The following is a 17,232-nucleotide window of genomic DNA, read 5'->3' on the forward strand; positions in this document are numbered from 1 at the left end:
GACCGGCGATCATTCACCGGTTGCCGGAAAGTGTGCGCCCATGTCCGATACCCAGAACCGCCATTCCACCGATGTCGTCATTATCGGCGCCGGGCCCGTCGGCCTGTTCGCCGTGTTTGAATGCGGCATGTTGAAGATGCGCACCCATGTGGTGGATGCGCTGGATATGCTGGGCGGGCAATGCACGGCGCTTTACCCGGAAAAGCCGATCTATGACATTCCGGCCCACCCCTCCATCGATGGGGCTGACCTGATCGACCGGCTGGCCGAACAGGCCGCCCCCTTCAACCCCACCTACCATCTGGGCCAGCAGGTCACCACCCTGACCCGTGAAGGCGAGGGCTGGCTGGTCGGCACTGACAAGGGCACGGTGATTGAGGCCAAGGCGGTGATCATCGCCGCCGGCGTCGGCGCCTTTGGCCCCAACAAGCCGCCGCTGGACGGGCTGGAACAGTATGAAGGTTCCGGCGTCTTCTATATGGTGAAGCGCCGGGCTGATTTCGCCGGCAAGCGCGTGGTGATCGCCGGCGGCGGCGACAGCGCGGTGGACTGGGCCAATTCCCTGTCAGAGGTGGCGGAAAAGGTGATGGTGGTGCATCGCCGCCCGAAATTCCGCGCAGCACCCGAAAGCGTGTCGCGCATGGATGCGCTGATCGCGTCGGGCAAGATCGAACTGGTGGTGCCCTATCAGCTTTCCGGGCTGGAAGGGGTGGGGGGCAAGCTGACCGGCGTGCGGGTGGCCGACCTGGACGATCATGAAAAGGTGCTGGACGCCGATGTGCTGCTGCCCTTCTTCGGGCTGGCGATGAATCTGGGCCCGATCGCCGATTGGGGACTGGAGATGGAAAAGGGCCATATCGCGGTCGATCAGCGCACGCTGGCGACATCGGCCCCCGGCATCCATGCCATTGGCGATATCGCCAACTATCCCGGCAAGCTGAAGCTGATCCTGTGCGGTTTCGCCGAAGCGGCCATGGCCGCCCACGCCATCCATCCGCGCGTTCACCCGGATGTGGCCCTGCATTTTGAATATTCCACCAGCAAGGGCAAGCCGGGGGCCTGATAAAAAAAGACCCGCGCGGGGCATTCCCTGCGCGGGTCTTTGGTCTTTGGGATCGGGCCTTGAAACGCCGTACCTGTCCGGTTTTATCGCCCGGTATCAGGCGGTGATGTTCACGAAGCTGCCACGGGTACGGCCGGACTGGATGGCTTCCTGCCGTTCATTATCCGTCGGCGCGGTGTTCTGCACGCTCTCCCGGCTTTCCTCTGCCGGGTTGCTGCTATTGTCCTGCTGGACGGCACCCACAGCCTGCACCCGGCTGCCACCGTCCGTGGAACGCACGGTCGGGCTTTGGGATACCGCTTGGGACGCATATGCAGAAATACCGCTGATCGCCATCACACACCTCACTGGGCCTGTGGATAAGATAGGATCGACCAGCCTCCGCGTCAATCGCGCCGATAGGATAGGCGACCCCGCGCCCGGCGCATTGCTGCGGCATCGCCGTCAGTGGTCCGGTGCCGGTGCTGTGCATTGGCCGTTTCTTCACCCCAGATATCGGGCATGATGGCCTATGTGCCTGATCAAGCAAGGAACGCGGTGATGATCAACCTGTTGCTAAACGTGCTGTGGGTATTCCTGTTCGGCTTTGCCGCGGCGCTGGGCTGGCTGACGGCGGCGCTGTTCATGGTCATCACCATTGTCGGCATCCCCTGGGCGCGGGCGGCGGTGAATATCGGCATCTTCATGCTCTGGCCCTTTGGCCGGGTGGCGGTGGACCGGGCCGACCTGACCGGGCGGGAGGATTTGGGCACCGGGGCGCTGGGCGCCATCGGCAATATCATCTGGTTCATCTTTGCCGGCATCTGGCTGGCCCTGGGTCATCTGCTGCTGGGGCTGGGTTTCTGCCTGACCATCATCGGCATCCCTTTCGGCTTCCAGCATTTCAAATTTGCCGGGCTGGCGCTGGCCCCCATCGGCAAGACCATTGTTGACCGCGAAGTGGCCGACGCCATGTATGGGCGGCGGTAAGCAGACAGGGGTGCGCCCTCAGGCACCGGGCAGCGGATGCCGGCCTCTAGAGCAGATCGCGGAAAAGCGGAATCGCTTTGCAGCGTGAATCTGCTCGCTGAACAAGAGCTTAGAGCCTGATGCGTTTACGATTAAACGCATCAGGCTCTAATACCAACGGCACGAAATCATGACCGATGGTCACGTTTTCGTGCCCCTCAATCGCCGGGCGCTGCCATCCGGCAGCTTGGCTCACGCGGCATGGGCCGCGCGGCGGCGGTCGCCGCCGTACCAACGGTCAAGAATTTTGACCGTTGGTGTAACCCGCCTAAAGTTCAACCTTCAGGCGGGTTGGTATAAAACTCATTGCAACGGCGTGTCCGCCTCGCGAACGGTTACCGGGTCAATAGCTGCACTGGACCCAGCAGACCCGACGGGATCAGGGGGGCCTCTGCGCTATAGGCGGGGGCCTGCGTGTAGGTGATTTTCGCCGCACCGGGCTGGGCGTCGCCGATCAGGCGATTGACCCAGAGATTGGTCACCCACACCTCTATCCGGTTGCGGCCCGGCTTCAGCAGGGATGTGATCTCTGTCCGGTAAGGCGGATGCCACAACAGGCCCGCCACCTGTCCATTGATCATGATCTCCGCCATCTCCCGCACGTCGCCCAGGTCCAGCCAGATTGGCTGTTTGTGCGCGGTCATGGTGGCGGGAAGGTCAAATTCACGGTGATAGCTGGCGGTGCCGGAGAAATAGCGGATGCCTGGTTCCGGCATCGCCGTCCAGGAGACAAGCGTGTCGAACCGGTGTGCGGCCGGGGCACCCCGGCCGGGCTGGAAGCGCACTTCCCAAGGGCCGGTCAAGGGCAGGGCGGGGCGCAGGGCGGGTGCTGTCAGGGCCCGACTGTCCGCTGTGGCTGGTTTGCGGAACAGCACGAACAGTGCCTCATGCCCTTCCAGCGCCAGCGGCACCTGGGTGCGGCCATCGGCGATCTGGTAGGCGGCCGGTTCGATCGACCCGGTTTCCGCCCGCGCCAGTTCCGGCGCCTTGCCGCTGACCCGGAAGCGGATGGGGCCGGTCAGGCGCTCGGCGCTGCGGTTGCTGACAAAGTAGAGATCGCCATCATCCAACTGTCGATGCAGCACCGCGAGATTTGCCGTCAAGGGGCCGGCATCCCAGTCCGGTGTCAGTTGCCGGGCCTGCAGCGCCGATGGCAGGTCCGGCAGGATGTGGCCTGATGCCCAGACCTGATCGGCCAGCGCCTGGAAAGCCGCCGCATCATCGGCAAGGCTGGGGGAGCCCAGCGGCTTGGCACCGACAATCGTGGCCCCGGCTGCCGCAAGCTCGGCGATCCGGCGCAGCACGGGCAGGGTCATCCGCTGGCTGCTGCCGCCCAGCATCAGCAGCTTGTAACGAACCCCGCTTTTGGCCAGCAGATCGCCATTCTCTACGGAGAGTTGGTTCAGCAGCGCATCGGCACCGACAAAATCAAAGCCATGGCCCGCCGGCAGGTCGGCCGGTGGCGCATCGCCGTAAAGCCCGGTGATCGGCGCTTCCTGCCCATAGAAATAGGCGATGTCCTGCTGCGACCGGCCCTGTTGCAGCAGATAGGCGGAGCGGGCGAGATAGTCGGTCCAGCCGCGCGCCTGCTCCGCCCAGGTCTCCGTGCGGCTGAAATATTGCCCCAGCACCGGGGCCAGCGCCAGGCCGGGCACCCGCCCGTCGGTGAAGGGTTGATGCGGTGAGGTGTGGATGATCGGCCGGGTGACACCCAGGGCGAACAGGGTATCGGCGGTGGGCTTCAGGTCGCGAGGGGAAAAGGCCCAGGGCTGGCCAAAGGCCGTGAAGGCCTCGGCGGCCACCAGTTTCTTGCCGTAAATATGCGCGACGGAGGCCGCCCCTCGCAGATCGGCAACAAAGGTGGGTTTCGGCGCCCCGCCCTTCGGCAGGGTCCACATGGCACCCATGGGAATGTCGGCGTGCTGCCGCATCTCCATATCATCGCCCAGCTGGGGGCGATGATCTTCCAGCGCTTCGGCGTAATAGCGCAGCCCATTTTCCCGCGCCACCCGCGCCAGGGTGCCATAATGGTTTTCCGCCAGCAGTTCGGCGATGGTGCGGCGGAAGTCCCAGAGGAAACGGTCGCTTTCGTCCGCCCCGCCAATGATCTGGCCGGTCAGGGCGGGCAGCCAGGGCAGGGCATCGTAACCGCGACGGGCGCGGAATTCGGCCAGCATGTTTTCCGTCCAGTTCTGTGGGCCGGATTCGATGCTGTCGCTCAGCAGGGCGCGGATACCCTTGCCGCCGATCAGCCCATCCCCCACCGCCGCGCGGTACAGGCCGAAATAATGGTTGGCGTAATCGGCGACATGCTGGGCGCTCAGCTTGTCCACCTCCAGCCCGGTCGCCTCCGCTGGGGCGGGGGCGTTCTGGTGACCGGTCAGGGAATAGCCGAAGCGGACCACGCGCCATTGTCCGGCGGGCGGGGTCCAGTCCAGCGTGCCGTCGGGCCGCAGCCGGTTGGTCAGATCTACCACATCGGCCGCAGCAGGGGCGCTGTCCACCGCCGCCGACGGGGTGGCCAGGGCGTCATAATCATCGGCAGCAGCAAACCCCGCCTTTTCCTCCGCGCGATGCACGCGCGGTGCGCTGTCCAACCGGAATTCCGACAGGCGATAGACGGCCGGCGGTGCCGGAAAGCGCGGCATCACGACACCGGCCGCAAAGGGCGGCGGCCCCCCGGCCGGTGCCGCCGGCACCAACAGGGTGAGGCGGAAATGGCGTGCGGTGACTGGGGCGAAAGTGGCAGAGCGCACGGGGGAACGGGTGGCCGGCAATGTGGCGACGGGGCGGAAGGAGACGCCATCATCGCTGGCTTCCAGCCGGATCAAGGGCGGGGTGGCGGCGCCGAAGCCGCGCGCACCGGGCTGGCCCACCACCACAGAGCGGATGGTGACGGGCTTCTCGAAGCTCTGCATCACCCAGGCAGCGGAATCGGGGCCGCTGAAGGGAAGATCGATGGTCGGCCCGAACTGATCATCCCCCAGCATCCCGGCCGGCACCGTGCCGCTGCTGGCGGTGACGTGCGGGCTGGGCAAGGGCTTGGCCCTTGTCGGCCAGGCCAGCACGGCAATGTCGCGGTAGAAGGCCGGCCCCACACCCGCCCCCGGCTTGATCATGGCCTGCGGAATATCCTGATAGGGGCCGGCCGTGCCGGCGGGCTGGGGCAGGGCGGGCCGCTGCGGCTTTCCGCCGGACAGGGTGACACTGCTCCAGACCAGTTTCTTCATCGCCGCTTCGGGTTTGATCCAGGGGCCACCGGTCGCACTCCACCCCGGTGAAGAGGCGATGGCGACCTCCAGCCCTAGTTCCTGGGCCTTGGCGACAGCACTGCGCAGGGCGGACTTCCAGGCCGGCGACATATAGATCAGCCGTTCGGGGACCAGCTGCGGCGTTTCCAGATTGCCTTCGAAAATCTGCACGCCGCCGATGCCAGCCCGCTGCATCCATTCCAGATCAAGTGTCGCCCCATCCGCGCTGATATTGCCATTCATCCAGTGCCACCAGACATGCGGGCGCGCGGAGGCGGGCGGGGTGCGGAACTGCTGGTCCAGCGTGCCGGCGGCATCGGCAGCCATGGCCGCCGGGGGCAGCAGCAGGGTTGCGGCCAGGGCAGCGGCGCGCAGAGACTGAAGCGTGATCATCAGGCTCACTCTCCAAGGTCGGTTATCTGTTTGGATGCGGGCAGCCACCCCGCAGGGGCGCACCCTTGGCAAGGCGTCGGCGCTGTAGAGCCAGCGCCGGGAGGGATCAGTTCTTCAGATAGGAGCTGATCATCGTGCAAAGCTCAATGATCACCCAATCCGGATGCTGCTGCGGCTTGGTGGGGCGCGGCATTTCCGGGGTCAGCTGCCAGGCCAGGGCAAAGAAGATCATCAGCATGGAATAGGAGGCCTTCCGATCCAGATCGCCGGGGATATCCGCGGCATAGATCGTCAGCGCCTTATGCAGCCGCTGCGCCGCCCGCTGTTCATGCGTGTCACCCAGCATGGCGGCGGCCGGGTCGGTGGCCGCGCGGCGGATATTCAAGCGGATGAACAGGGAGTGCTTCTTCAAGACCTCAAAAAAATCACGAATAAACAAAGAGATAAACTGATCAAGGCTGCTGCTCTGTTCCAGCGAACGCTGTTGCACCAGCGTTTCGCCAGCCTCGATCTCTTTCATCTCCGCCTCCAGCACGGCGCGGACCAGATCGTCCTTGCTGGCAAACCGGTGATAGATGGAGCCGATCGAGACTTTGCCGGTCATGCTGACATCGTTCAGGGTGAAATCTTCCCCATCGCGTTCCAGCATCAGGTTGCGCGCGGCGGCCAGCATCCGTTTCAGGGAAGCCTGGCTGCGCCCCTGTACCGGCCCCCGGTCCGCGGGCGCAGCGGGGGCTGGTTCGCCCGCCGCTGCCGCCACCGTTGCACGGCGGGCACGGGGAACGGCTTGTGTGCCTTTGGACGATTTCACCTGTTTGATCATCAGCATTGCTTACTCCGAAGCGTTCATGCTCCGCAACCTCTCTCGGCAGTGCCGTCCGCTGCGCAACATCACAAGATGCCCGCCCCGGCAAGGGCATGGTGCCGGTGGGCGGGCAGGCAGAATTTATATTTTCACCAATTATATCAAATCATTGCCCCCTGCTTTCGTTTTCCCGCCCGTCGCCGTGCGGGCAGGTTTTCGTGATTTGGCGACGGAACAATCAACAGCGCTTGACAACCGTTCCCGATCACCATACTAAAATTATATTCCAATTCGATATCGGCGCAAGAGAATATCCCAACCAGGGAGGTCGTCCATCAGCCGCAGGGAGAAAGGTCGGTCACGGCACATGCCCGTGGCAACGCGGCGGCGCACCTGAGCGGGTGTTCCCGAAACAAGACAAAACAGAGGGAGGTCCAAGAATGAAAAACCGTAGGACTATCAAGATGGTGCTGCTGGCATCCTGTGCCGTCATGGCACCGGCAATGGCCCAGGCGCAGGAAGGCGCGACAGGTGCCGCTGCGCAAGAGGATGTAATCGGCGAGATCATCGTCACGGCGCAGCGCCGCAGCGAAAGCGTGCTGAAGGTGCCGGCCAGCGTGTCCGTTGTTACGGCAGATGTCCTGACGGCCAATGGGGTCAGCGATCTCAGCACCCTCACCAAGCTGACGCCCAGCTTGCAGACGGGCAGCGATGACAGCTTCTCCATCCGGGGCATCGGCACCAACACCTTCTCGCCGACCGTCGAATCGACGGTTTCGCAGGTCGTTGATGATGTGGTTCTGGGTATTCCCGCCTTCGCTGCCGGTGCGCTTTATGATGTGCAGCGGGTGGAAGTGTTGAATGGCCCCCAGGGCCTGCTATTCGGCAAGAACGCCTCTGCCGGCCTGGTCAATATCACCACGGTTGACCCGAAACTGGGGGAGACCAGCGGCTATATTAATGCGGAAGGTACCAGCCGCAGCCGCCCTGGTTCCGACGGGTTGGGCATTCGTAACCAGGCGGCCCTGAATGTGCCGATCAGTGACACCAGCGCCCTGCGCATTGCCGGGACCTACAGCTATCAGGATGCGCTGACACGGAACCTGGGGAAGCCGGTGGGCCGGAATGATGGTGATGTGGAACAAAAGGCCGTCCGTGTGAAGTTCCTGGCCGATCCCGGCAATGGTCTTACGGTCAATCTCGGCGGCGATTACTTTAAAAACCGGGGTGTTTCCGGCTTCTGGGACACAACCTACCGGTCGCTCGGCCCCAATACCCAGTATCGTTCCATCCTGGCATCGGCCGGCGTGGTGCCCGGTCCTGACAATCTGGATATGGCCACCGATGGCCCAGCTTGGCGCGATCTGGAAATGGGCGGTGTCCAGGGCAAACTTGCCTATGCGTTTGACAATGGCCTGGAAATATCCAGCATTTCTGCATGGAAGAAACTGGACCAGTCTTATGCCAGCGATTCCGATCAAACCCCCGTCAATTTCCTGAATACCAACACCAATGCCAGCCAGTATAATCAGTTCTCTGAGGAACTGCGCGTGGCATTGCCGAATGACGGGCCGTTCGGTGGACAGGCCGGGCTTTATTACTTCCAAAGCAATACGGATAATCAAGTCCAGCGTGGTGGTTTCAATAACCTGCCTGCACCGGCCTTGCCGCAGTTCCCCTTCTGCGTTGGTGCCACCGTGACGGCGGGGCCGCCACCGGCCTGCAGCGTCAGCAACCTTTATTTCCTGGGTCAGGATGCCAGTTTGCAGAGCAAGGTGCGCAGCTATGCCGGCTTCGGCCAGTTCAACTATGCCCTGACGGAACAGTTGAAACTGACGGCCGGCGGGCGTTTGACCTATGACAAGGCATCGATTGATCTGATCGAAAATACCGGCAAATATTTCGTCACGCTCGGCGTGCCCAACAATATCAGCCGGGGCAAGGTCGACAATACCAACTTCAGCTGGAAGGTTGGTCTTGATTACGATGTGGTGCCGGACACGCTGCTCTATGGCTTCTATGGCCGCGGCTATAAGGGGCCGGGCTTCTCCAACTCCTCCCCGGCGCGGGGGGCCGATATCAGTGTGCAGCCGGAAATTTCCAAAGGCGGGGAGGTCGGTGTCAAGTCGGCCCTGCTGGATCGCAAGCTGGTGGTCTCCGCCGCCGCCTTCCATACCCGCTTCAGCAATTTGCAGGTTCAGTCCTTTAACGAGCCGCTGCAGACCATCATCCTGACCAATGCGGCGACCGCCACCACCAAGGGGATTGATATCGGCCTGCAGGTCCGTCCGGCGCATGGGCTGACCCTCGGTGCGTCCCTGTCCTATGTGGATGCCAAGTTCAATTCCTATCCGGGCGTACAGTGCTATGCCACGCAGCCGGACCCCAGCTGCGCCATCAATGCCACCTTTGATGCTAGTGGGCGGCGCGTGCCCCTGTCGGCGAAGTTCACCAGCACGCTGACGGCGGATTACACCACCCCGCTGACGGAAAGCCTGGATGGTTCGGTGGGCGTCACCTATTACCATCGCTCGCCGCTGAATTCCGGTTTTGCCCCGGAAATGACCATCCCCAGTACCGACCGGTTTGATCTCAATCTCTCCATCAAGGCGGATTCCTGGTCGGCTGGCCTGTTCTGCAAGAACTGCTTCAACCAGATCCGGCCCTTCAATATCGGGAATGAGCCGGGCGATGCGGTGAATGCCAAGACCCTGACCCTGACGCAGCGGTTCAATTACGACTCCGTTCGCACCATCGGTGTGCGCATGGGCGTGAACTTCTGAGTTTGACCCGGCCGGGGCGTTTCTTCCCCCCGGCCGGGCGACCGGTACCTTGAGCCAAGAGGGAGTGTAACGCCTTGAGCGCGTTCAAATATGGGGTGTCGCTTTACAGCTACACCGAAGATCTGGGCACGGTGATGAGCCTGGAGGATGCCTTCGACCATGTCGCCGGCACCGGCTCCACCGGTATCGAAATTCTGGGCGAAACCAGCATCCCGACATATCCGGAACCGACCACGGCCTGGCTGGACAACTGGTTTGCCCTGCTGGACCGGTATCAGCTGGAGCCGACCAATATGGCGGCCTGGGTGGATACCCGTATCACCATCGGCCGCAATATGAGCGCCGAAGAAGGGGCTGCACAGATTGCGCAGGATTTGCGGCTGGCCCATCGGCTGGGCTTCAAATTCCTGCGCCCGAAATTCGGCGTGATTGATGGCGAGCTGACACCCGATCCGATCTGGCAGCCGGCGGTGGAACGCAATCTGGATCTGGCCCACCAGCTGGACATTGTGATCCTGCCGGAAATCCACTCCCCCACGCCGATCAAGCACCCGGTGACGGATGCCTATATCGCCTTCATCGAACGCACGGGCACCAAGAATTTCGGTCTGATGATCGATACCGGCATCTTCCAGGACCGCCCCTTGAACAAGTGGGGCGGGGGGGAAACCGATGAAATCCGCAAAAAGGCGTTGAGCTTCCTGAACGGCATCAAGGTGCCGGTGGAACATCTGGCGGATGTCATCCAGTACGTGCCCTTCATCCAGGCCAAGTTCCACCATATCGATGAAAATCTGCATGACCACCACATCCCGTGGGACCGGATCGTGCCGATGCTGAAGAAGCTGGGCTATGCCGGCTATCTCTCCAGCGAATATGAAGGGGCGCGCGACCCCTGGGTATCGATTGAGCAGGTGCGCCGCCAGCACGCGCTGATCCGCAAGCTTGAAGCCGAATACGATGCCGCGCACGGGGGGAACGTCCATGCTTGAGCGCAGCCATATCCAGAGCACCGGTTTCCACAATATCGGCCCGGTGGGGGCGCGTACCGGCTTTGAGGTGCGTATCCGTCAGCCGAATTACCGCAGCTCCCGCCTCAGCCTGATCGAAGGTGTCGATCTGGTGATTGACGGGGTGGAATATCCCGCCGAACAGAGCCGTATCCGCGTGGGTGACCGGGAATATAGCCATGCTGAAATGGCCGAGGAAACGGTGGCCCGCCTCTATGTCGGCAGCTATTTCACGGTGATCGTGCCCAAGGCGGGCGGGCTGGCGCCCGGCGTCCACCATGTCGCCAGTTCCATCCGTTTCCGCCATCCCTATTTCCCGCCGGAATTCCAGCCGGTTTTCGTGCGCGATGCACGCCACGCCACGATCATTCTGCCTTGATGGCTGATACATTGGGGAGGACCACATGCGTTTCCTCATTGCCGCATCCCTTATTGCTTTCCCTTTCCTTGCCGTCGCCGCGCAGGCCGCGAATGTAACAGTAACGGTGGAGGCTGGGGCGCTGGAGGGTGTGGAGGAGAACGGTGTCCGCGCCTTCAAGGGCATTCCGTTTGCCGCACCGCCTGTGGGTGACCTGCGCTGGCGCGCGCCGGTTCCTCCCGCCTCCTGGACGGATGTGCGGTCGGCTAAATCCTATGGAAATGATTGCCAGCAAGTGCCGTTCGCGGGTGATGCAGCCCCCTTGGGCGGTCCCTTGGGTGAGGATTGTCTTTACCTGAATGTCTGGACACCGGTGGACGCGAAACCGGGTGTCAAATATCCAGTGATGTTCTGGATTTATGGCGGCGGCTTTGTCAATGGCGGCACCTCCCCAGGTGTGTATGACGGTACGGCCTTTGCCCGCAACGGCGTCATTCTGGTCAGCGCCAATTACCGCATCGGTCGTTTGGGTTTCTTCGCCCACCCTGCTCTTACAGCAGAGGCGGGCGGTGGCCCGACCGGTAATTTCGGTTTCATGGACCAGCTTGCAGCGCTGAAATGGGTTCAACGCAACATCGCTGCATTTGGCGGCGACCCGGCGAATGTCACCATTTTTGGTGAATCGGCCGGCGGACGGTCCGTCCATGTGTTGCAATCTCTGGATGCTGGAAGGGGGCTGTTCAGCCGGGCCATTATGATGTCGGGCGCTGGACGCCCCGGCAGTGTGATGAGCATGACGGATCAGAAGACGGCGGAGGAAAAGGGCGTGGCTTACGCCCGCTCCGTCGGGATCACGGATACCGGACCGGCCGGTCTTGCTGCCTTGCGGGCACTGCCGGCATCGACCTTGGGCGATGCCAGCATGGCAAGCCTGCTGAAAACCGGCGATCATTTGATGATCAACCCCCATATTGACGGGCGGCTTGTGACGGATGAACCGGAACGGCTGCTGGCAGCAGGGCATGGCTCGCCCCACATCCCGGTCATGGTCGGTGCTACTGGCATGGACGGATTTCCCCTGGACCGTGACCCGGAGCGGGCGCTTGCCGGCTTCGGGTCCAGGGCCGATGAAGCCAGACGCCTTTATGCCAGCCCGAATGATCTGATCATGGTTTGGAAGATCGCTGGCGACCGGGGGTTCATTGAACCAGCGCGCTATGTCATGCGCGCGGCGGCGGCGCGAAAGGCCACCAGTTTTGGTTATCGCTTCTCCTATATCGCGCAATCACAGCAGGCGAGCGCGATGGGGGCCATGCACGCCAGCGAAATCCCGTTTGTCTTCCGCACCATCAATGTCCGGTTTCCGGGGCAGGTGACGCCGACAGATGAGGCGACGTCGCAGGCTATCCACGATTATTTCGTGTCCTTCGCCCGCAACGGTGTGCCTACAGCAAACGGGGGGCCGGAATGGCTGCCCTACAACGCAGCAGCGGACAAGATACTGGATTTCACCCTGCAAGGCCCCCGTTTCATCGATGATTCATACCGTGCCAGGCTGGATTTGGTAGAAAGTACAGCGCCATAACGGTTTGGCGGACAGATCACGCGATAAACGAAACAAAACCATATAGGGAGTTGGAAACATGTTCACGAGGCGGCAAATCGGTTTGGGCCTGGCTGGTCTGGGCGTTGCGGCGGCTGCGCGTGCCTTGCCCGCCATGGCGGCCACGGGTGCTCGCAAGTTTCCGGACGGTTTCCTGTGGGGGGCTTCGACAGCGGCCTATCAGGTGGAAGGCAACAATATTAATTCCGACATCTGGACGGCGGAACGTGCGCCCGGATCGCCCTATGCCGATGTGGCCGGGGATGCGGCGAACAGCTTCATGCTGTGGCCTGTCGATCTTGATCTGGTCAAGAATACGGGGCTGAGCGCCTATCGCTTCAGCCTGGAATGGGCGCGGATTGAACCCAGGCAGGGCGAATTCTCCATCGCCATGCTGGACCATTATAAGCGCATCATTGAGGGCTGCCACACGCGCGGACTGAAGCCGGTGGTGACCTTCAACCATTTCTCCAACCCGCTTTGGTTCGCGCTGGCCGGCGGCTGGCATAACCCAGAGGCGCCGGACCTGTTCGCCCGCTTTTGCGCCAAGGCGGCGGCGCATCTGGGGGACGGCATCGCCTATGCGGCGACCTTGAATGAACCCAATCATGCGGGGTATTTGCCCTCCATATTGCCCCCTTCGGTGAGCAGTTGGCTGGTGCCGGCGGACAAGGCGGCGTGTGAGGCGGTGGCCAAGCGCTTTGGCGTGCCACTGTTCCTGGCCGGTAACAATGTCTGGTACCCCGATCCTGTCGTCGTTCAGGCCCATCTGCTGAAGGGCCATGCGCAGGGTCGACAGGCCATCAAGGCAGAACGCAGCAATTTGCCCGTCGGCGTGACGCTGGCCATGATCGATGATCAGGCTGTGGGCAAAGATACCAGCAAACGCGACAGCGTGCGCGAACAGCTCTACGCCCCCTGGCTGCGCGCCGCACAGCAGGATGATTTTGTCGGCGTGCAGAATTACGAACGCGCCCTGTGGGATGCCAAGGGCCGTGTGGTGCCGCCGCCCGGCGGCGACCGCAACATGAGCGGGGCGGAGGTCTATCCGGCCTCATTGGCCGGTGTGGTGCGCTATGCCCATTCCATCGCCAAGGTGCCGGTGATCGTCACCGAACATGGGGTGAATACACCCGATGACGGGGTGCGCCAGCGCCTGATCCCGGCGGCCCTGACGGAACTGCACAAGGTGATCGCCGATGGTGTGCCGGTGAAGGGCTATTTCCACTGGTCGCTGATCGACAATTTCGAATGGGGCTTTGGCTATAAGCCGCAATACGGGCTGCATAGCCTGGATCGCCAGACATTCGCCCGCACGCCCAAGCCCAGTGCGGCGGTGCTGGGCGCCATTGCCCGCGCCAATGCCTGCTGATCAACAAGGACCAAGGCCATGAAACGACGTATCCGCATGGGGATGGTGGGCGGTGGACCCGGGGCCTTCATCGGCCCGGTCCACCGGCTGGCGGCGGAAATGGACCGGGAGATCGAACTGGTCGCCGGGGCCTTTTCCAGCGATGCTGCCCGCTCCATCGCGGGCGGTGCCGCCTATGGCATTGGTCCTGACCGCTCCTATCCCTCGCTGGACGCCATGCTGGTGGCGGAGCGGGACCGGGCGGACGGGATTGAAATGGTGGTGATCGCCACCCCCAACCGCCACCATTTGACCGCCGCCCGTGCTGCCCTGGAAGCCGGCATCGCCGTCATGTGCGACAAGCCGCTGACGGCGACATTGGAAGAGGCGCGGACCCTGGAAGGGGTGGTGGCTCGGGCCGGCCTGCCCTTCGGCGTCACCTACACCTATGCCGGATATCCGCTGGTGCGGGAGGCCAAGGCCCGCATCGCCGCAGGTGCGCTCGGCACCATCCGCAAGCTGGTGGTGGAATATCCGCAAGGCTGGCTGGCGGGGGAGGCTGTGGGCAAGCAGGCGGCCTGGCGGGTTGATCCGGCCAGCGCCGGCATCGGCGGCTGCATCGCGGATATCGGCGTCCACGCCTTCCATCTGGCGGAATTTGTCAGCGGCCTGAAGCTGGTCAAGCTGCTGGCCGATCTGGGCAGCGTCGTGCCGGGCCGGGCGCTGGATGATGATTGCCAGATATTATTACGCTTCGACAATGGTGCGCGCGGCGTGTTGCTGGCCAGCCAGATTTCTGTCGGTGAGCGCAACGGGCTGCGGTTGCGGATTTATGGCGACAAGGCCGGGCTGGATTGGCGGCAGGAGGAGCCGAACAGCCTGTGGCTGTCCCATGCCGATGGGCGCAGCGAACTGATCCGCGCCGGCGATCCCGGCCTGTCGCCGGCGGCATTGCAGGCCAGCCGCACGCCGGGCGGCCACCCGGAGGGCTATCTGGAAGCATTCGCCAATCTTTACCGCGATTTCGCCCGGTTGCTGCGGGGCGAGGCCGCCCCGCTGCTGCCCGGTCTGGCCGATGGGCTGCGCGGCATGGCCTTCATCGATACCGCCGTGCGGGCCAGCCGGGAAAATGCCGGCTGGGTGGATTTCACCGGCTGACACCACCGGAATAATACCAATCCGCCTAAAGGTTTAGCTTTAGGCGGATTGGAGGCCGGCGACCGCCGGCCCGCGCCCGCGTGGGCGCGTAAGCCAAGGCGGCGGATGCCGCCGCCCGGCGCCTGAGGGAACGCAAAATCTCCCTGGATCGGTCACGATCCGGGGAGATTGGAAAAACGAGAAATTCGGGAGAAACGCGGATGAGGACGATCAAGGGGCCGGGCATCTTCCTGGCCCAGTTCGCGGGCGATGCCGCCCCGTTCAATTCCCTGGATGCCATTGCCGGCTGGGTGGCCGGCCTGGGCTATAAGGGCGTGCAGATACCCTCTTGGGATCAGCGGCTGTTTGATCTGTCCAAGGCTGCGGAAAGCCAGGATTATTGTGATGAGGTGCTGGGCACGCTGGCACGGCACGGGCTGGCCCTGACCGAACTGTCTACCCACCTGCAGGGCCAGCTGGTCGCCGTCCATCCCGCCTATGATGCGCAGTTTGACGGCTTCGCAGACCCCGCCGTGCGCGGCAACCCGGCGGCCCGGCAGGAATGGGCGGTGGCACAGCTCAAACAGGCGGCTATCGCCTCCCGCCGGCTGGGCCTGACGGCCCATGCCAGCTTTTCCGGTGCGTTGGCCTGGCCCTATCTCTATCCCTGGCCGCAGCGTCCGGCGGGGCTGGTGGAAGATGCGTTTGATGAGCTGGCCCGCCGCTGGCGGCCCATTCTGGATGTATTTGACGAGAATGGCGTCGATATCGGCTTTGAACTGCATCCCGGTGAAGATCTGCATGATGGGGTGACGTTTGAGATGTTTCTGGACCGGGTGGGCAACCATCCGCGCGCCAACATCCTCTACGATCCCAGCCATTTCGTGCTGCAGCAGCTGGATTATCTGGCCTTCCTCGACCTCTATCACGCCCGCATCAAATGCTTTCATGTGAAGGATGCGGAGTTCCGGCCCAATGGGCGCAGCGGCGTTTATGGCGGTTATCAAGGCTGGGTTGACCGGCCGGGCCGGTTCCGGTCGCTGGGCGACGGTCAGGTCGATTTCGCCGCCATCTTTGCCAAGATGGCGCAATATGATTTCCCCGGCTGGGCCGTGCTGGAATGGGAATGCGCCCTGAAACATCCAGACGCCGGTGCGGCGGAAGGGGCACCCTTCATTGACCGCCACATCATCCGCGTCACCGAAAAAGCCTTCGATGATTTCGCCGCCGTCGGGGCCGACCGCGCCCTGAACCGCCGTCTGATGGGGCTGTGATCATGAGCAAACTGACAACAGCCGGGCAGGGGACGACGGCCAAGGGCATCACCCTGATTTACGCCCAGATATTGCCGGTGATGGCGATTGTCTCCCTGTTTCCCGCCATCCCCAAACTGTTTGCCGCGTTCGGCGCCAACCCCAATGCCGGTTTCCTGATCCCGGCCATTGTCACCGCCCCCTCGCTCTGTGCGGCGCTGTTCTCCTCGGTGGCGGGCATCATTGCCGACCGCTATGGCCGGCGGCGCAGTTTCATCTTCGGCATGGCGCTTTATGTGCTGGCCGGACTGGTGCCTCTGTTCGTGAATGATCTGGGCCTGATCATCGCCAGCCGGGCGGTACTGGGCATGGCAGAGGCCTTTGCCATCACCATTTCCAGCGCCCTGATCGGCGATTATTTCGGTGAACAGCGCCATCGCTGGACAGCCTGGGTTGGCATTTCCATTTCGGTGGCCGGTACGGGCCTGATCGCGGCGGGCGGGGCGCTGGCGGATATCAGCTGGCGCGGCCCCTTTGCCATTTATCTGCTGGCCATTCCCGGCCTGATCATGGCGCTGTTGTTTATTGATGAGCCCAAGGCTTCCGGCGGCAGCCCTGCCGCTGCGCGGCCCCAACTTCCCTATCCCTGGAAAGAGGCGTTCCTGATCGGTGGCGTCACCCTGGTGACCTCCGCACTTTATTATGTGGAGCCGCTGAACATCGCCCGCGTGCTGGATGCCAAGGGGGCGGGATCGTCCACGCAGATCGGCCTGATCCAGTCGGCGACCAGCATCGCCTATATTGGCGGGGCGATCCTTTATCGCCGGGTGCATCACTGGTCCATCGGCCAGTTATTGGGGCTGACAGGCGTGCTGATTGGCGTGGGCCAGCTGGTGATCGGCCTGGGTCCGACCTGGCAGGTGGTGTCGCTGGGGGCTGTTATCCAGCAGGTCGGTGGCGGCTTCGTCATCCCCGCCCTGATGGCCTGGGGGCAGGCGATCCTGCCGCTGGAACAGCGCGGGCGCGGCATGGGCATCTGGGCCACCGCCTTCTTCAGCGGCACCTTCGCCTGTGGTGGCCTCGTCGCCGTTACCACCAGCCTGACCGGCGGCCTGATCCCTGCCATGACGGCACTGGGTATCCTCACCCTGGTCTTTGCGTTTCTGGCCCGCCTGATCCCGGCGGGCAACCGCTCCACCTCAACTGTGAATGCCTGA

Annotated in this window: 13 protein-coding genes; 10 read left to right on the top strand and 3 right to left on the bottom strand. The window is 63.1% G+C overall.

All coding sequences use genetic code 11. From position 1 onward, the window contains the following. The first annotated feature begins 40 nt into the window (after nt 1-40). Nucleotides 41-1,063: an NAD(P)/FAD-dependent oxidoreductase gene (locus PCJ49_RS20080; RefSeq protein WP_269912499.1), complete on the top strand. Its 1,023-nt coding sequence runs from the start codon at nt 41-43 to the stop codon at nt 1,061-1,063. Nucleotides 1,064-1,159: 96 nt separating this feature from the next. On the opposite strand, the gene PCJ49_RS20085 is transcribed toward PCJ49_RS20080, so the two are convergent. Further along, complete coding sequence (locus PCJ49_RS20085; RefSeq protein WP_269912500.1) at nt 1,160-1,342, bottom strand: hypothetical protein; 183 nt, start codon at nt 1,340-1,342, stop codon at nt 1,160-1,162. Nucleotides 1,343-1,603: 261 nt separating this feature from the next. Between PCJ49_RS20085 and PCJ49_RS20090 the strand changes: the two genes are divergently transcribed. After that, on the top strand, nt 1,604-2,032 hold the full coding sequence (locus tag PCJ49_RS20090; protein ID WP_269912501.1) for a YccF domain-containing protein: 429 nt from the start codon (nt 1,604-1,606) through the stop codon (nt 2,030-2,032). A gap of 374 nt (nt 2,033-2,406) precedes the next feature. Here the strand turns inward: PCJ49_RS20090 and PCJ49_RS20095 are convergent, their stop codons facing one another. Both PCJ49_RS20095 and PCJ49_RS20100 read right to left on the bottom strand, forming a co-directional pair. Then, nucleotides 2,407-5,715 (bottom strand): glycosyl hydrolase, encoded by a 3,309-nt coding sequence (locus PCJ49_RS20095; protein WP_269912502.1) that lies wholly within the window; start codon nt 5,713-5,715, stop codon nt 2,407-2,409. A gap of 106 nt (nt 5,716-5,821) precedes the next feature. Next, nucleotides 5,822-6,544 (bottom strand): TetR/AcrR family transcriptional regulator, encoded by a 723-nt coding sequence (locus tag PCJ49_RS20100; protein WP_269912503.1) that lies wholly within the window; start codon nt 6,542-6,544, stop codon nt 5,822-5,824. 416 nt (nt 6,545-6,960) lie between these two features. On the opposite strand from PCJ49_RS20100, the gene PCJ49_RS20105 reads away from it, so the two are divergent. The 8 genes from PCJ49_RS20105 to PCJ49_RS20140 all read left to right on the top strand — a co-directional run bounded on the left by PCJ49_RS20105 (nt 6,961) and on the right by PCJ49_RS20140 (nt 17,232). Next, nucleotides 6,961-9,303 carry a TonB-dependent receptor gene (locus tag PCJ49_RS20105; protein ID WP_269912504.1) on the top strand — a complete coding sequence of 781 codons (2,343 nt, stop codon included), beginning with the start codon at nt 6,961-6,963 and terminating at the stop codon, nt 9,301-9,303. Nucleotides 9,304-9,377: 74 nt separating this feature from the next. Then, nucleotides 9,378-10,295: a TIM barrel protein gene (locus PCJ49_RS20110; RefSeq protein ID WP_269912505.1), complete on the top strand. Its 918-nt coding sequence runs from the start codon at nt 9,378-9,380 to the stop codon at nt 10,293-10,295. After that, nucleotides 10,288-10,692 (top strand): DUF6379 domain-containing protein, encoded by a 405-nt coding sequence (locus PCJ49_RS20115; RefSeq protein ID WP_089288381.1) that lies wholly within the window; start codon nt 10,288-10,290, stop codon nt 10,690-10,692. Before PCJ49_RS20110 ends, PCJ49_RS20115 begins: the two co-directional genes overlap by 8 nt. 25 nt (nt 10,693-10,717) lie before the next feature. Then, nucleotides 10,718-12,256, top strand: a complete 1,539-nt coding sequence (locus tag PCJ49_RS20120; RefSeq protein WP_089288382.1) for a carboxylesterase family protein — start codon at nt 10,718-10,720, stop codon at nt 12,254-12,256. A 58-nt stretch (nt 12,257-12,314) separates the two neighbouring features. Next, the gene (locus tag PCJ49_RS20125; RefSeq protein ID WP_089288383.1) at nt 12,315-13,646 is read left to right on the top strand and encodes a family 1 glycosylhydrolase; all 1,332 of its coding nucleotides are present in this window, start codon (nt 12,315-12,317) and stop codon (nt 13,644-13,646) included. An 18-nt stretch (nt 13,647-13,664) separates the two neighbouring features. After that, nucleotides 13,665-14,783 carry a Gfo/Idh/MocA family oxidoreductase gene (locus tag PCJ49_RS20130; protein ID WP_269912506.1) on the top strand — a complete coding sequence of 373 codons (1,119 nt, stop codon included), beginning with the start codon at nt 13,665-13,667 and terminating at the stop codon, nt 14,781-14,783. 200 nt (nt 14,784-14,983) lie between these two features. After that, nucleotides 14,984-16,036: a sugar phosphate isomerase/epimerase gene (locus PCJ49_RS20135; protein WP_269912507.1), complete on the top strand. Its 1,053-nt coding sequence runs from the start codon at nt 14,984-14,986 to the stop codon at nt 16,034-16,036. A 2-nt stretch (nt 16,037-16,038) separates the two neighbouring features. Beyond that, nucleotides 16,039-17,232 carry an MFS transporter gene (locus PCJ49_RS20140; RefSeq protein ID WP_269912508.1) on the top strand — a complete coding sequence of 398 codons (1,194 nt, stop codon included), beginning with the start codon at nt 16,039-16,041 and terminating at the stop codon, nt 17,230-17,232.

It is taken from the genome of Niveispirillum sp. BGYR6 (assembly GCF_027568365.1).
In the GTDB taxonomy this organism is placed as follows: Bacteria; Pseudomonadota; Alphaproteobacteria; order Azospirillales; family Azospirillaceae; genus Niveispirillum.